Here is a 15921-nt window from a genome sequence, read left to right on the forward strand (position 1 = left end):
AGCAGGAATGGCAAATAAGATGGAAGCCGAAGATTATCGCGCACTGGCCCCGATGATTTACAACCATATCAATCCGTATGGTGAATTTCATATTGATATGAAAAAAAGAATGCATTTATAGCAAGAAAAGCACTTCGGGTATTGGTTAATAATCTGAATATTACAGAATGCCCTATTTACTTGAAGTTGCTGGTTCTAACCCTACTATTGGTAAATATGTGGAGCAATGGAATTTATAACAAGATAACGAGACGAGGATGATAGCGTGAGAAGACAAGAACTATTTACGGCAGAACAGCGGCAGGAATGGATGAGACTACCAACGGAAAGGCGAGATTTAGAAAGACACTATACTTTTTCAAAAGAAGATTTATCCTACATAAAGCGTCATCGAGGAGCTGTTAATCGTTTAGGTTACGCAGTTCAGCTAGCTTTGGTCCGCTTTCCGGGATGGTCCTCCATCCATTTTATAGACATACCTACACCATTGCTGACATTCATCGCCAAGCAGCTAGGTGTGACTGCGCCTATAAGAGCTTTTCGCCAATACCCCATAAGGGAGAACACCTACTGGGAACACCAAAAAGAAATACGTGATCGGTACGCTTATCGACTATTTCAAGTATCAGATTATCGCAAGCTAACGCGTCTATTACGACAACATGCGATGGAGAATAATCATACATATCATTTAATGCAGATTTGTCTGCAGGAATTGCGGACAAACCAATTCATTTTTCCTCCCATGCTAACGATGGAACGTATGATTTGGGAAGCTCGAGAAAAGGCTACAAATCATGTCTATTCTCTATTTTTTAAGCAATTTTCGCTACAGCAGCAAAAGAGATTAGATCAGCTCATTGCTCCTCCGTCCGATAATAGAATAACCACATGGGGATGGTTAAAAGAAGGAAGTGGAAAGTCCTCTCCAGAAGCGTTTATCCAACTAACCCACCGTTTAGAGTGTATACGAGAACTGAGGCTAAGCGAACTATCGCTAAAACACATTCATCCCGCTAGGTTTCGACAACTAGCACAGTTAGGTGGTCGGTATAAAGCAACGGCTTTTCGTCGATTTTCTCCAGAAAAGAAGTATACATTAATGGCGGCTCATTTGATGGAGCTAAGTCAAGATTATGTAGACCAAGCTTTTGACATACATACGAAACAAATTCAAACCCTACAATCAAAAGGGAAGAAGAAGCAGGAATTGTTGCAACAACAAAATGGGAAGAAAATCAATGAGAAGTTACATCAATTTGTAGAGATTGGCGCTTGCTTGATGGAAGCTAAGAAAAATCAACAAAATCCCTATCTAGAAATTGAAAAAAAGATATCCTGGGAAGAAATGATAACATCTATTGAGGAAACCAAAGGGCTGATTCGACCTAAGAATTACGATTATCTTGATTTGATTGCTAGCCGATTTTCTTATTTACGCAAATACATCCCGACTTTACTCCGTACATTGGAATTTACGTCTATGGACAAAAATAATCCAGTAACCGCTGCAGTAACGTTACTGAAGGAAGTTAATTTAGAAGGGAAACGCACAATCACACCAGATGCTCCAGTAGATTTTCTGCCAAAGAAGTGGAAAAAATACGTGATAAATAAAGATCAGTCGATTAACAAAGCGTATTATGAGATAGCTACATTATCAGAGCTTCGGAATCATGTACGTGCTGGTAATATTGCGATTGAAGGAAGTCGATCGCATAAAAATTTTGATGATTATCTGATTCCTAAGGAAGAATGGGATGATTTTCGTAAAGCGGACGTCGCTTTATCCATGAACCATGTAGCAGCGGAAGCTTATCTTCAGGACCGGTCGCAAGCATTGACCGATCGACTGCAGTGGTTGACAGAAAATAAAGAAGCCCTGCAAAGTGTTCAGTTCGAAAATGGGCGTATTGCTCTCCAGCGATTAGAAAAAGAAACACCCGATGAGGCCAAACAATTGAGTCATAAACTATACCAAATGTTACCTAAGATGAAGTTGACCGAGATATTAATGGAAGTGGCTCATTGGACGCAATTTGATACGCACTTTACGCACACAGCCACTAGCAAATCACCTTCATCCGAAGAAAAGCCTGTATTGCTAGCTACCTTAATGGCATTGGGAACAAATATTGGACTCACTAAAATGGGCGATGCGACACCAGATGTTACTTATTTTCAGATGGCTAATGTAAGGCAGTGGCGCATGCATGAAGATGCCATGTTAAAGGCACAAGCAACGCTTGTTAACTTTGTGTCTCAACAAAAGCTGGCTACATGCTGGGGAGATGGATCTACCTCATCCTCCGATGGGATGCGAGTACCTATCAGTGTGCCAGCATTAAATGCCGAGCATAACCCGCACTATGGCTCCAAAAAAGGCGCTACTATTTATCGATTTGTAAGTGATCAATATTCCTCTTTCTATTCGAAAGTGATTCATACCAACACGCGAGATGCCGTGCATGTGTTAGATGGCTTACTTTTGAACGAAACAGAGCTGAACATACAGGAACACTATACAGATACAGCGGGCTACACGGACCAAGTCTTTGGCCTCATGTTTTTACTAGGGTTTCGTTTTGCTCCCAGGATTCGGGATATTTCGGATGCGAAGCTATTTCAAATAATGGGGGAAGTAGAAGCCTACCCTGATTTTAGTGATATCATTCGTGGGCAGGTTAACACAGCTAGTATTGTCACTCATTTTGATGACGTGTTACGTCTAGCAGCTTCTGTGAAAGAAGGAACGGTAGCGAGTTCGCTAATTATGAGTAAACTACGTTCTTATAAAGGACAAAATAAAGTAGCCATGGCCTTACAGGAAATTGGACGCATTGAGAAAACGCTCTTTATTCTAGATTATATTTCTAGTGAACCATTTAGGCGACGTGTGCACCGAGGATTAAACAAAGGAGAGCTAACGAACGCACTTGGTCGGGCACTTTCGTTTGGAAAGAAGGGCGAATTAAGAGAACGTTCTCTTCCAAATCAATTACAGTATGCTAGCTCCCTTAATATCTTGATTAATGCGATTAGTGCCTGGAACACCGTTTATTTGGAAAAAGCAGTACACGCATTGAGAGAGAAAGAGCCGTTCGATGAGGCTTTATTAGAACATATCTCCCCTTTAGGGTGGGAACATATTAATTTTTTAGGCGAATATCGTTTTCCTACCATCGATGAGAAACTATTTCAATCATTAAAACCGCTAGATATTTAAATGAAGAAGCCAAGCAAACCGATTGCTATCTAACGGTTTGCTTGGCTTTTTAAAATTCCTTAGCGTTGTAAATCTGCACTTTGCTCTCCCTACCCCTTTCATGGGAACAGATGTCATTAGCGGACAAGGCAAGGCCATCATTTTGCAAACTGGCGACAAAACCGTGTTCGGCTCCCTCTCCCAAGAAGCACTCACCAAACGCGAAGCAACTAGTTTTGACAAAGGTGTAAAATCTATTTCTAAGTTACTCATGTACTTCATGCTAGTCATGGTGCCAATCGTATTCCTAATCAACGGTATCCTAAAAGGCAACTGGACCGAAGCATTGCTATTTGCAGTCGCTGTAGCCGTAGGTCTCACACCAGAAATGCTCCCAATGATTGTCAACACCAACCTCGCAAAGGGCGCCATCCGCATGGCCAAGAAAAAAGTCATCATCAAAGAACTCAGCGCGATTCAAAACCTAGGTGCCATGACCGTTCTATGTACTGACAAAACCGGCACACTCACTAAAGACAAAGTAGAACTCATCGAGCATATCGACACTACCGGCAAAACATGCAATAAAGTCCTTGCCCTTGCCTTCCAAAACAGCCATTTCCAAACCGGCTGGAAAAACATCATGGACCACGCCATCATTTCACACATGCAAAAAATCGGCGACGACAAGCGTTACACCCAACCAGAAAAAATCGACGAAATCCCGTTTGATTTTGCCCGCCGCCGTCTCAGTGTTATTTTGCAAAAAAGAGATAGCGTGCAAATGATTACCAAAGGCGCCATCACCGAAATGTTCAGCATCTGTTCCACGCTTGACGAAAACGGTGCTATCATCGAGCTCACCGACACTATCAAAGCCCAGCTTCATGAGAAATGCGAGCAAATGAATCGCCAAGGCATGCGCGTCATCGCCATCGCCACCAAATCAAAAGCAAACCAAGAAACATTCTCCGTTCAGGACGAAGCAAACATGACGCTCATCGGCTTCCTCGGTTTCCTTGACCCAGCTAAGCCATCCGCTAAACCCGCCATCGAATCCTTAACAAATCATGGCGTAGACGTCAAAGTCCTAACAGGAGACAACGAAATCGTCGCACAAACCATTTGCAAACAAGTTGGCATCCCCGCAGACAAATTCCTTCTCGGCTCCGACATCGACTTCATGTATGACGATGAACTAACCGAAGCAACTAGAACCCATCATATTTTTGCCAAACTAACACCAACACAGAAATCCCGCATCATTCAGCTTATCCGCGAGGACGGTCAAACAGTTGGCTTCATGGGTGACGGTATCAATGACGCCCCAGCCTTGCGCAAAGCAGACGTCGGCATCTCCGTTGACACCGCAGCAGACATTACCAAAGACGCCAGCTCCATCATCCTCCTAGAAAAAAGTCTGACAATCCTAAACGACGCCGTAATCGAAGGCCGCAACGTTTTTGGCAACATCTTAAAATACATGAAAATGACAGCTAGCTCCAACTTCGGTAACGTCTTCAGTGTTCTCGTGGCCAGCGCTTTCTTGCCATTTTTACCGATGTTATCGATTCACCTACTCTTGCAAAATCTCATGTATGACCTATCCCAGCTCACGCTTCCATGGGACAAGATGGACGAATCATTCCTGAAAAAACCACGCAAATGGGACCCTAAAAACATGTTACGATTCATCGTCACCATTGGCCCAGTCAGCTCGATTTTCGATATCCTGACATTCGCCATCATGTGGTTCGTTTTCAGCGCAAACACCGTCGCCGAGCAAGCCTTATTCCAGAGCGGTTGGTTCGTTGTCGGCCTGCTAACACAAACACTAGTCGTTCACATGATCCGTACAGAAAAAATTCCATTCATCGAGAGTCGCGCAGCCGCACCAGTCATGATTTCCACTCTTATTGTGATGGGTATCGGCATTATCATCCCATTCACTTCACTTGGACATAGCATTGGTCTCGTTAGTCTGCCACTTTCCTACTTCCCATGGCTCATCGCAATTCTAGTCGGCTACATGATTACCGTCCAAATCGTCAAAACCGCCTACATCAAGAAATTCCGCGATTGGATTTAAGCCTATGCTAACAAAAAACGGACGACTCATAATCCTTGTTTATCTCATCACCGCCATATGGAGTTGCCTCATGGTTTACAGCGCCAGCTACGCACCCGCGATACTGCGCTACGAAACAGTAAGTTATCATTTCGCCATACGCCAAGCCTTCTTTTTCGGCGTCGGGCTAGCCTTGATTTTCTTATTTGCCAGTCTTAACTCAAGTGCTTTTTGCAATAAAAAAACGATGAAAGTAGCGGGAGGCATTACCGTTCTTCTGTTACTTCTCGTTCTTGTTACCGGGAGCCAAACAAACAACGCCCAGCGCTGGATCGAAGTTAGTGGCATCGTCTTACAGCCAACCGAACTTGTCAAAGGCTTACTTATTCTAGTCACGGCCAATTTTATCGTGATTTATTTCCGTTATATGGACACAAATCGCGTCATTTACTTACTTGCCAGCTTTATCTTTTTCTGCGCCCTACTCATTATTATGCAGCCAGACCTTGGCACTAGTTTTATCGTCATCGTTATCTTCATCGCTCAAATTATCACGTCAGGCATCCCTGGAAAACAACTGGCACGCCTTGCCGCAACATTTATAAGCCTCACAGCACTTGCGGCAACGGCGATTTACTTTTTGTATCCGAGCTTCCTAACTACCGCCCGACTTGGCCGTTTCGCCTTCTTAGACCCGTTTAACGAAGCCAACCTTGACGCGTCCTACCAACTTCGCAACGGCTACTACTCCATCGCAAGCGGCGGCATTACAGGACGCGGATTCGGCAACAGCATTCAAAAACTCGGCTTCCTACCAGAATCCCATACCGATTTTATCAGTGCTGTCATTTCTGAAGAACTCGGCGCACCCGGTTTTCTCATCACGCTCGCACTGATTTTTTTCTTCATTTGGCAAGCTTTTCGCATCGCACTCCAAAGCCAATCACCTTTTGACACATCGATTTGCATTGGTATCGCCACATGGATTGCCATCCAAACATCGCTCAACCTAGGCGGCGTCCTCGGACTCATCCCGCTAACCGGTGTGCCACTGCCATTTATCAGCTACGGCGGCACATCCATACTAAGCCTAGCCTGCTGCACAGGCTTCCTAATCGCCGCAGACCGCAGAAATCAAAAAGAAAGAAGGATTCCCCAATAATGACCCAACAAAAAAAATTCAGCGAAACACTCGTCGTCCTTGTTTGCCTATTGTCCATCATGAGTTGCGTTGCCATCTTCATGGCCCAGCAGACTAACCAATACGACGCCAACTTCTTTCGCATGCAACTCATTTATATTCTCGTTGGCTTCACCGTTTGCTATCTCATCAGCAAAATCAATATCGCATTCGTACGCGACCATATTATTTGGCTATACATCGCCATTCTCATACTCCTTGTAGGCATTCTCATCCCAAACCCGTTCGTCGAAGCAGTCAACGGTGCAACACGGTGGTACCAACTCGCAGGCTTCTCCTTACAACCATCCGAAATCACAAAATCTGCCTTCATCATCGTTCTTGCCCATTTTGCCGTCAAATACGAACAAAATCTTTGGAAACAACTCGCCGTTTTTTGGAGCTTAGCCGTCGTCGTTCTCCTTTTCATCATGAAACAGCCCGATCTTGGAACAACCATCGTCTACTTCATCAGCGCCTTCACCATCAGCATCTTAGCCATCAAATCCACCAAAGCAATCATCGCCATCATCCTATCTTTCATCGTCACAATCAGCGCTGGACTCTACCTAGTCATCTACAACGTCGCCATTCTTGAAAAACTAGGCTTCCACAGCTACCAGTTCACACGCGTCTATACTTGGCTGGACCCCGCGAGTGATCCGAATGCCTTCTATCAAATCGACCGCTCCCTAAAAGCTATCGGTTCCGGCACAATGTTTGGCAGCAATGGTACATCCGTCTACATTCCCGAAAGCCACACCGACATGATTTTCAGCACCATCGCCAACCAATTCGGCTTCATCGGCGTCAGCATCCTACTTATCATCTTCATGCTTTTCATCCATCAAATCATCGTCACAGCCCTCAGCATGAAAAGTAAATTCTCCACCTACGTTCTCGCTGGTTTTGCCATGATGTTCGCATTCAACATTTTCGAAAACATCGCCATGACGATCGGTATGATGCCCCTAACCGGAATCCCGCTTCCCTTCATCAGTTACGGCGGCAGTTCCATCCTAGGCAACATGATCGCACTCGGCACCATGCTAGCCGTCATCAAATCAGATAATAAAGAAACCCTGCATAGCGCATAACAACGTTTTGCAGGGCTTTCCTTATTTATTACTATGTAACACATCCAGCACTTGCCGCAATGTCTCCACCTCAATCTGACCAGGCGCCGAAACCTCACCAACACTTGCAAAAGTAAGCGCGGAACCAAATACCTCACCAGTTAGGCGTGACACCAAACCAAGCCCCGCCATTGACATCGTAATCACTGGCCGATCCGCAAACTCCGTCACCATCCGATTCGTCGCCAAAAGCAATGTCAAAACGTCCGCTGCATTATGAGGCATCACCGCAATTTTCGGCAAATCTGCTCCTAGTTCCTGCATTTTGCACAGTCTCGCGACAATTTCATCCTCACCTGGCGTTTTTTCAAAATCATGGCTCGACATGACCACTTTCACATCATGCTTCTTAGCCTCGTTCACAAGCTCCGCAACCTCCGCATCGCCCTTAAACAACTCCACATCAACCGCGTCCACGTATCCCGAAGCCATCACCATCTTAAGTAGCGCCACATAATGCTCCACACAAAGCATCCGCTCGCCGCCCTCCGTCTCACTCCGAAACGTAAAAATCAGCGGCTTCTCCGGCATCACCGTCCGAATTTCCCCTAACACACCTCGAACGGCGTCCATATCCTCCACCAACTCATAAAAGTCCGCACGCCATTCCATCACATCAAACGAAACATCCCGTAACGCCTCTACCTGCGCCAAAATCCCGTCCAATGTCCTACCAACCACCGGCACACAAATTTTCGGCATACCTTCACCAATCACCAATTCCCGCATAACAACCGTCTTCATCCCGTCACTCCCAATCGCTCTATCATTTTCTCCATTATATCTAAGCTCCACGTTTTCCACAACACAAAAAACCGATCTCATTACAAGACCGGTTCTTCACTATGTAAGCAAGACAAGCTTTTCTCGAGTGACATGTTTGCCATGGGACTAAACGCCGCTCATCACGTACTCGCATTTATTTAAAAGAAACTTCTAAACAAAAAAAAGCCTGCGCTCCCCTTACAACCATATTTGGCGAAGGGGAAACACACAGAGCTAGACAAAATAGCACGAAGCTACTTTATCATAACACTCCACTTGCTTTAACACATGAATTATACTAATTCAATGATAACCATTGGCGCACCGTCACCGCGACGAGGACCTTTTTTCAAGATACGAGTATATCCGCCTTGACGTTCCGCGTAGCGTGGAGCAACATCATCAAATAATTTTTGCAAAGCGTAAACTGGACGATTCTTAGTCACAGTGTTACCATCTTTGTCTTTCACTTCTTTTTGTACCACGTTAACAACTTCGTGACGTACAAAAGCAGCTGCTTGACGACGAGCGTGCAAGTCTCCTTTTTTACCAGAAGTGATTAGTTTTTCAACGATTGAACGAATCTCTTTAGCTTTTGCTTCAGTAGTTTCGATACGTTCGAAAACGATTAAATCAGTCGCTAGATCACGTAATAATGCTTTACGTTGAGATTTAGTACGACCTAATTTTCTGTAACCCATGGATTTCCCTCCTTCACAAAGTAAAAATTAATTTTCGTTACGTAAGCCTAAGCCAAGGTCAGACAGTTTCACTTTAACTTCTTCTAGAGATTTACGACCCAAGTTACGAACTTTCATCATATCATCCTCAGATTTGTCAGCTAATTCCTGTACTGTATTGATTCCAGCGCGTTTCAAGCAGTTGTAAGAACGAACAGATAAGTCCAATTCTTCAATTGTCATTTCAAGCACTTTCTCTTTATGGCTTTCTTCTTTTTCAATCATGATTTCTGCTTTTTGTGCTTCGTCTGTTAAGTCAACAAAAATATTTAAATGCTCTGTAAGAATTTTTGCTCCCAAGGAAACAGCTTCTTCAGGGCTAATACTTCCATCAGTCAAAACGTCGAAAGTTAGCTTATCATAATTCGTGGATTGTCCAACGCGTGTTGTTTCTACTTGATAATTGACACGGATAACCGGGCTAAAAATCGAGTCTACAGGCAACACACCGATTGGCATATTTTCACGTTTATTTTGATCCGCAGGTGTATAACCACGACCACGTGCCGCATTTAGGCGAACATGGAATTTCGCGTTATCACTAAGCGTAGCAATATGAAGATCTGGATTCAGAATTTCAACATCACTATCATAGTTAATATCGCCAGCAGTTACTACTCCTGGGCCTTGCATATCAATTTCCAAAGTCTTATCGTCTTCGGCATACACTTTAAGTGCAAGTTTCTTGATATTTAAAATCATCGTTGTTACATCTTCTACTACACCTTCGATGACAGAAAACTCATGAAGAGCTCCATCAATTTGGATAGATGTCACTGCAGCACCAGGAAGAGAAGATAACAGAATACGACGTAAGGAGTTACCCAAAGTTGTACCATATCCACGCTCTAGTGGCTCTACAACAAACTTTCCATACTTGGCATCATCGCTGATCTCAATCGTCTCGATTTTCGGTTTTTCAATTTCGATCATTCAAATTTACCCTCCTTCAAAACGTCTCTTTTGCTAGATCCTTATGAAGAATCTCGTGACAATAGTTCAAGTTGCAAACAAAAATACGACTACTTATACACGACGACGTTTTGGAGGACGACATCCATTATGAGGAACTGGAGTTACATCTTTAATAGCAGTTACTTCTAAACCAGCAGCTTGAAGAGCACGAATTGCAGCTTCACGTCCTGCGCCAGGTCCTTTAACTGTTACTTCCAAAGTTTTCAAGCCATGTTCTTGTGCTGATTTTGCAGCAGTTTCAGCAGCTAATTGCGCCGCGAAAGGAGTTGATTTACGTGATCCTTTGAAACCTAATGCTCCTGCACTTGACCACGCTATTGCATTACCGTGAGTGTCAGTAATCGTTACAATTGTATTATTGAATGTAGAACGAATGTGTGCAATACCAGCTTCGATATTCTTTTTCACACGACGTTTACGAGTATTTGTTTTACGAGCCATTCACTAACTACCTCCTTTACTTACTAATAATTATTTCTTCTTACCTGCGACCGTTTTTAATGGGCCTTTACGAGTACGTGCGTTGTTCTTCGTGTTTTGTCCACGAACTGGTAGACCACGACGATGACGCATGCCACGATAAGAACCGATTTCGATCAAACGTTTAATATTCAAGTTCACTTCACGACGAAGGTCACCTTCAACTTTGATTTTGTCAACTAGTTCACGGATTTTACCAAGTTCATCCTCAGTTAAATCGCGAGTACGAGTATCTTCAGAAACTCCTGCTTCTTTTAAAACATCTTTAGCCGTTTGATTACCGATACCATAGATGTAAGTCAAAGATATTACAATGCGCTTCTCGCGCGGAACATCAACACCTGCAATACGTGCCATTTACAAAAGCACCTCCTCTTATCCTTGTTTTTGTTTATGTTTCGGATTTTCACAAATTACCATTACTTTACCTTTTCTGCGAATAACTTTACATTTCTCACAGATTGGTTTTACTGATGGTCTTACTTTCATGTAGATATACCTCCTTGTTTAGTAGAGAAAATGTCTCTATAAACCGATAAAAACTAGCTGGCGAACCAGACCGGTATATAATTTCATTTCCGACAAATTATTATTTGAAACGGTAAGTGATTCGACCACGTGTCAAGTCATACGGGGAAAGCTCAACCGTTACTTTGTCACCTGGTAGAATACGAATATAGTGCATACGGATTTTGCCAGAAACTGTAGCTAAAACAGTATGACCATTTTCTAGTACAACTTTGAACATCGCGTTAGGCAATGTGTCTTCCACTGTACCTTCCACTTCGATTACATCTTCTTTTGCCATAGGTTGCTACCTCCTAACTTCTTTATAACTGGACCATTTACAGGTCTGCCATTTCTTTTCGCGTAAAAATTTATTACATGAAAAAACGCTAGACATACCAAAATCGTTCCCCACGACAAGGAATTAATTTTATACATCTTCAGACAATCGGTAAGTACGGTCCCGCAAAAATGGAAGTACAAGTGCATCTGGCTCGATTTCGAACGCCTTCTTCACTATTTCCAGTAGCATTCCTATTTATCCAGATGATCTTCAGACAATCTCTCGTTCATCATGTTTCGCATAGTTGTTACTCATTCTACTGCCAATTATCCATTATACTACAAAACAAAATATTTTGCACTACCTAGACACCGACGGCAGATAAGCGATGATTCCTTTTTAGAATGAAGTAAGAATCTTATTCACATCTTCGAAAACAAGATCGATATCTTGCTCACCGTTGACTGCAAACAATGTTCCTTTTTCACCATAAAAATCTAATAATGGTTGCGTCTGTTTGATATTAACATTCAGGCGATTTTCGACAGTTTCTGCTTTATCGTCTTCCCGTTGGTAAAGTTTCGCACCATCCACATCACAAATCCCCGCTTGTTTCGGAGGATTGAATACTTCATGATACGTTTTACCACATGTTGGACAAATCCAACGGCCAGTTAAACGAGTCATCAGGCTATCTTTGTTCACTTGAATATTAATAACAGCATCAAGCTTCGTTCCTAAATCAGATAAAATCTTCTCTAGTTCTTCGGCTTGTTCTACCGTTCTCGGAAATCCGTCAAGCAGGAATCCATCTTTAGCATCATCTTCGGCTAAGCATTCACGAACGATACCGTTTGTCACATCGTCAGGTACTAAATTGCCGCTATCCATGAAGGATTTAGCTTTTAGTCCTAATTCTGTGCCGTTTTTTATTGCTGCGCGGAACATGTCCCCAGTTGAAATGTGAGGAATATTGTATTTCGCAACAATCTTTTCAGCTTGCGTACCTTTACCGGCACCGGGCAGTCCCATTAACACTAGTTTCAACTGTATCGCCCCTTTTATTAGTAGCACGTCGGAGCACCGAGGATTCATCCCCAGGCGTCCCGCGTGTTTATTTGATAAATCCTCGGTAATTTCGTTTCACAAGTTGTCCTTCTAATTGTTTTGTTGTATCAAGGGCTACCCCGATAACAATCAGCAAGCTCGTACCACCAATGGCGATCGATTGCGGAAGATTGAATACAGAAGCTCCGATTGTAGGCAAGATTGCTACTACAGAAAGGAAAATCGCACCAACAAAAGTCAGACGGTAAAGCACACTCGTAAGATACGCTTGTGTTTCACGACCAGGACGTTTACTTGGAATATACCCACCTTGTTTCTTCAAGTTATCTGCAACTTTCTCAGGGTTAACTTGGATGAACGCATAAAAGTAAGTGAATGCGACAATCAAGGCAACGTATAGACACATACCAATCGGCTGCGTATAGTCAAAAATTTGTTTTAAGACTTTTACAACTTGGCTGGTTGAGTCAACGAACGCAAAGCTCAAAATGGTTTGTGGTGTAATGATAAAGGCACTTGCAAAGATTACCGGAATAACCCCAGCAGAGTTAAGTTTCAACGGTAAATGCGTTGCTTGCGCTCCACCAGTTTTTGCACCAGCGACACGTTTTGAGTATTGAATTGGAATCTTACGCAACGCTTGTTGGAAGTAAATAACGAGCACGACGATCGCTAAAACTGCCACCACGATTGCTGCAAGAATTAAAATGTGCATGAACAACTGATCGCCTGCGTCTTCGATTTGCGATACATAGAGGGAACGTACACCATCAGGAATACGAGCTACGATACCGGCAAAGATAATAATGGAAATACCATTACCAACGCCACTTACAGTAATTTGTTCACCTAACCACATCAAGAACATTGTACCGGTTGTAAGAACAACTGCAATTGCCAAGTATTGAGGGATAGAAGGATTAATAATAAAGCCAGAACCGCTCAATCTATTGAACCCGAATGCCATACCGAAAGCTTCGATAAGACCAAGTCCAATCGTTAAGTAACGCGTCAATTGATTTGATTTCTTACGACCCATCTCACCTTGTTTTGACCACTCAGTAAGTTTAGGCACTACGTCCATCTGCAATAGTTGCACGATAATCGATGCGGTAATATAAGGCATAACACCCATCGCGAAGATTGAAAAGTTCTTCAGCGCACCACCATTGAAAGTGTTTAGAAATCCTAAGATTCCACTTTCCATCGATTTTTGAATTGTAGCCGCGTCTACTCCCGGTACAGGAATAAATGTCCCGATACGGAAGATGACAAGCATGGCTAATGTAAACATGATTTTTTTACGTATGTCAGCAACTCTGAAAAAATTGATCAACGTCGAAAACATTAGATCACCTCAGTTTTTCCACCAGCAGCCTCGATAGCTTCCTTAGCAGCCGATGAGAATTTGTTAGCTTTCACAGTAAGTTTTTTCTCGATAGCTCCGTTAGACAAAATCTTAATTCCGGATTTTGCGTTACGAACGATACCTGTTTCAATTAATAATTCAGGTGTTACTTCTGTACCTTCTTCAAAGCGATTTAAAACATCAATATTTACAACAGCATACTCTTTGCGATTGATATTTGTAAAACCACGTTTTGGAATACGACGGAACAATGGTAATTGTCCACCTTCGAAGCCTAGGCGTACACCGCCACCTGAACGTGCTTTTTGACCTTTGTGACCGCGTCCTGATGTTTTACCGTTACCAGAACTCATACCACGACCAACACGATTACGCTCTTTACGAGAACCTTCTGCAGGTTTAAGTTCGTGAAGTTTCATGTCAAGCACCTCCTCCTAATTTACGATTTTATTCGGTATTTCTTTTAAATAATTAATAGCTTAAACTTCTTTAACGTCCACTAAATGGCTTACTTTAGTGATCATCCCACGAATTGCAGGATTATCTTCTTTTACAACAACAGAATTAGTTTTTCCCAAGCCTAGAGCTTGAACTGTTTTGCGTTGTGGTTGAGGGCGTCCGATTAAGCTACGTTTTAGAGTAATTTCTAATTTCGCCATAACGTTGATTCCCTCCTTATCCTAGCAATTCTTCAACTGTTTTGCCGCGTAATTTCGCAACATCTTCAGCTTTTTTAAGTTGTTTAATACCGTCGAATGTAGCGCGAACCATGTTGATTGGTGTGTTAGATCCTAGTGATTTACTAGACACATCAGCAACACCGGCAAGCTCAAGGACAGCACGAACTGGACCACCAGCAGTTACACCAGAACCGGCACTTGCAGGTTTTAGGAGAATTTCTCCACCACCAAAATGACCGATTGCTGTGTGTGGGATTGTAGTGTCAACAGTTGGTACGAAGATCATATTCTTCTTAGCGTCATCAATTGCTTTACGGATCGCATCTGGTACTTCTTGTGCTTTACCAGTACCGAATCCAACATGACCGTTCTTATCTCCAACGACTACGAGCGCTGAAAAACGGAAACGACGACCACCCTTAACTACTTTCGCAACACGGTTGATAGTAACTACGCGTTCTTCTAATTCTAATTTGTTTCCATCGATTTGTTGAGGCATGTAAGTTGTCCCTCCTTCTTATTAAAATTCCAATCCATTTTCACGAGCAGATTCAGCTAAAGCTTGTACACGACCGTGGTATAAGTAACCTCCGCGATCAAATACGACAGCTTTAACGCCTTTTTCTGCAGCGCGTTTTGCAACGATTTCGCCAACTTTTGTAGCAGCGTCAACTTTAGACTCAGCTTTAGGGAAATCTTTATCTACGTTAGATGCGCTAGCGATTGTTACACCGTTAACATCATCAATAATTTGAGCATAAATGTTTTTGTTTGAGCGGAAAACGTTCAAACGTGGACGAGCTGCAGTTCCAGAAATCTTAGAACGAACACGGCCATGTCTTTTCTTACGCACTTTATTTTTGTCGATTTTGGTAATCACACGACTCACCTCTTCTCTTAGCCTTTACGCGGCATTATTTACCAGTTTTACCTTCTTTACGACGTACAAATTCGCCTTCGTAACGGATACCTTTACCTTTATACGGCTCTGGTGGACGTACGGAACGGATATTTGCAGCCAATTCGCCAACATGTTCTTTGTTAATACCGCGAACGATAACTTTCGTATTCGCAGGTACTTCTACTTCAACACCTGGACGAGCTTCGAATTCTACTGGATGAGAGTAACCTACGTTTAAAACAAGTTTAGTACCTTGTTTTGCAGCACGGTAACCGACACCAATAAGCTCAAGAGTTTTTTCGTAGCCTTCAGATACACCGACAACCATGTTATTTAGAATAGCACGTGTCGTACCATGAAGCGCACGGTGTGTTTTATTGTCAGAGGGACGAGTTACGTTGATCTCGTTTCCTTCGATATTGATTGAGATATCTGGGTTAAAAGTTTTTACTAATTCACCTTTAGGACCCTTAACAGTTGCTGTTGAGCCATCTAATGTTACAGTAACACCAGCTGGAATAACAATTGTTTTTTTACCTATACGGGACATTTATTGCACCTCCT

17 protein-coding genes and 1 pseudogene are annotated in these 15921 nt (G+C 42.9%); 4 read left to right on the forward strand and 14 right to left on the reverse strand.

Annotated features, from left to right (window positions below):
- Positions 1 to 265: 265 nt before the first annotated feature.
- The 4 genes and pseudogenes from EP57_RS15095 (at position 266) to EP57_RS15110 (ending at position 7550) form a co-directional block, all read left to right on the forward strand.
- Positions 266 to 3226 (forward strand): Tn3 family transposase, encoded by a 2961-nt coding sequence (locus EP57_RS15095; RefSeq protein WP_036088063.1) that lies wholly within the window; start codon positions 266 to 268, stop codon positions 3224 to 3226.
- 97 nt (positions 3227 to 3323) lie between these two features.
- Positions 3324 to 5294: pseudogene (mgtA, locus tag EP57_RS15100) on the forward strand (magnesium-translocating P-type ATPase); the annotation flags it as partial.
- A gap of 4 nt (positions 5295 to 5298) precedes the next feature.
- Positions 5299 to 6435 carry an FtsW/RodA/SpoVE family cell cycle protein gene (locus EP57_RS15105; protein WP_036088065.1) on the forward strand — a complete coding sequence of 379 codons (1137 nt, stop codon included), beginning with the start codon at positions 5299 to 5301 and terminating at the stop codon, positions 6433 to 6435.
- Positions 6435 to 7550, forward strand: a complete 1116-nt coding sequence (locus tag EP57_RS15110) for an FtsW/RodA/SpoVE family cell cycle protein (RefSeq protein ID WP_036088068.1) — start codon at positions 6435 to 6437, stop codon at positions 7548 to 7550. Before EP57_RS15105 ends, EP57_RS15110 begins: the two co-directional genes overlap by 1 nt.
- Before the next feature lie 21 nt (positions 7551 to 7571).
- On the opposite strand, the gene aroD is transcribed toward EP57_RS15110, so the two are convergent.
- The 14 genes from aroD to rplF all read right to left on the reverse strand — a co-directional run bounded on the left by aroD (position 7572) and on the right by rplF (position 15907).
- Positions 7572 to 8333, reverse strand: coding sequence for a type I 3-dehydroquinate dehydratase (gene aroD, locus EP57_RS15115; protein WP_036088071.1), 762 nt, complete (start codon positions 8331 to 8333; stop codon positions 7572 to 7574).
- A gap of 314 nt (positions 8334 to 8647) precedes the next feature.
- Entirely contained in the window at positions 8648 to 9055 is a 408-nt protein-coding gene (gene rplQ, locus EP57_RS15120; RefSeq protein ID WP_036088075.1) for a 50S ribosomal protein L17, read from the reverse strand.
- 27 nt (positions 9056 to 9082) lie between these two features.
- Positions 9083 to 10027: a DNA-directed RNA polymerase subunit alpha gene (locus EP57_RS15125; RefSeq protein ID WP_036088078.1), complete on the reverse strand. Its 945-nt coding sequence runs from the start codon at positions 10025 to 10027 to the stop codon at positions 9083 to 9085.
- Between the two features lie 93 nt (positions 10028 to 10120).
- Positions 10121 to 10510 carry a 30S ribosomal protein S11 gene (rpsK, locus tag EP57_RS15130; protein WP_036088081.1) on the reverse strand — a complete coding sequence of 130 codons (390 nt, stop codon included), beginning with the start codon at positions 10508 to 10510 and terminating at the stop codon, positions 10121 to 10123.
- Between the two features lie 30 nt (positions 10511 to 10540).
- On the reverse strand, positions 10541 to 10906 hold the full coding sequence (gene rpsM / locus EP57_RS15135) for a 30S ribosomal protein S13 (RefSeq protein ID WP_036088083.1): 366 nt from the start codon (positions 10904 to 10906) through the stop codon (positions 10541 to 10543).
- Positions 10907 to 10924: 18 nt separating this feature from the next.
- Complete coding sequence (gene rpmJ, locus EP57_RS15140) at positions 10925 to 11038, reverse strand: 50S ribosomal protein L36 (protein WP_003156543.1); 114 nt, start codon at positions 11036 to 11038, stop codon at positions 10925 to 10927.
- 100 nt (positions 11039 to 11138) lie between these two features.
- Positions 11139 to 11357, reverse strand: coding sequence for a translation initiation factor IF-1 (gene infA, locus EP57_RS15145; RefSeq protein WP_036060296.1), 219 nt, complete (start codon positions 11355 to 11357; stop codon positions 11139 to 11141).
- Positions 11358 to 11738: 381 nt separating this feature from the next.
- Positions 11739 to 12386, reverse strand: coding sequence for an adenylate kinase (locus EP57_RS15150; protein WP_036088085.1), 648 nt, complete (start codon positions 12384 to 12386; stop codon positions 11739 to 11741).
- 67 nt (positions 12387 to 12453) lie between these two features.
- Entirely contained in the window at positions 12454 to 13755 is a 1302-nt protein-coding gene (gene secY, locus EP57_RS15155; RefSeq protein WP_036088086.1) for a preprotein translocase subunit SecY, read from the reverse strand.
- On the reverse strand, positions 13755 to 14195 hold the full coding sequence (gene rplO, locus EP57_RS15160) for a 50S ribosomal protein L15 (protein WP_036065517.1): 441 nt from the start codon (positions 14193 to 14195) through the stop codon (positions 13755 to 13757). Before rplO ends, secY begins: the two co-directional genes overlap by 1 nt.
- Positions 14196 to 14255: 60 nt before the next feature.
- Entirely contained in the window at positions 14256 to 14435 is a 180-nt protein-coding gene (gene rpmD, locus EP57_RS15165) for a 50S ribosomal protein L30 (RefSeq protein WP_003720933.1), read from the reverse strand.
- A gap of 16 nt (positions 14436 to 14451) precedes the next feature.
- A complete protein-coding gene (rpsE, locus tag EP57_RS15170) occupies positions 14452 to 14955 on the reverse strand; it encodes a 30S ribosomal protein S5 (protein ID WP_036060286.1) in 504 nt (167 codons plus the stop codon).
- Positions 14956 to 14976: 21 nt separating this feature from the next.
- Complete coding sequence (rplR, locus tag EP57_RS15175) at positions 14977 to 15336, reverse strand: 50S ribosomal protein L18 (protein WP_036088088.1); 360 nt, start codon at positions 15334 to 15336, stop codon at positions 14977 to 14979.
- A 34-nt stretch (positions 15337 to 15370) separates the two neighbouring features.
- A complete protein-coding gene (gene rplF / locus EP57_RS15180; RefSeq protein WP_036088090.1) occupies positions 15371 to 15907 on the reverse strand; it encodes a 50S ribosomal protein L6 in 537 nt (178 codons plus the stop codon).
- Positions 15908 to 15921: the final 14 nt, after the last annotated feature.

It is taken from the genome of Listeria booriae, from assembly GCF_000766865.1.
In the GTDB taxonomy this organism is placed as follows: Bacteria; Bacillota; Bacilli; order Lactobacillales; family Listeriaceae; genus Listeria_A; species Listeria_A booriae.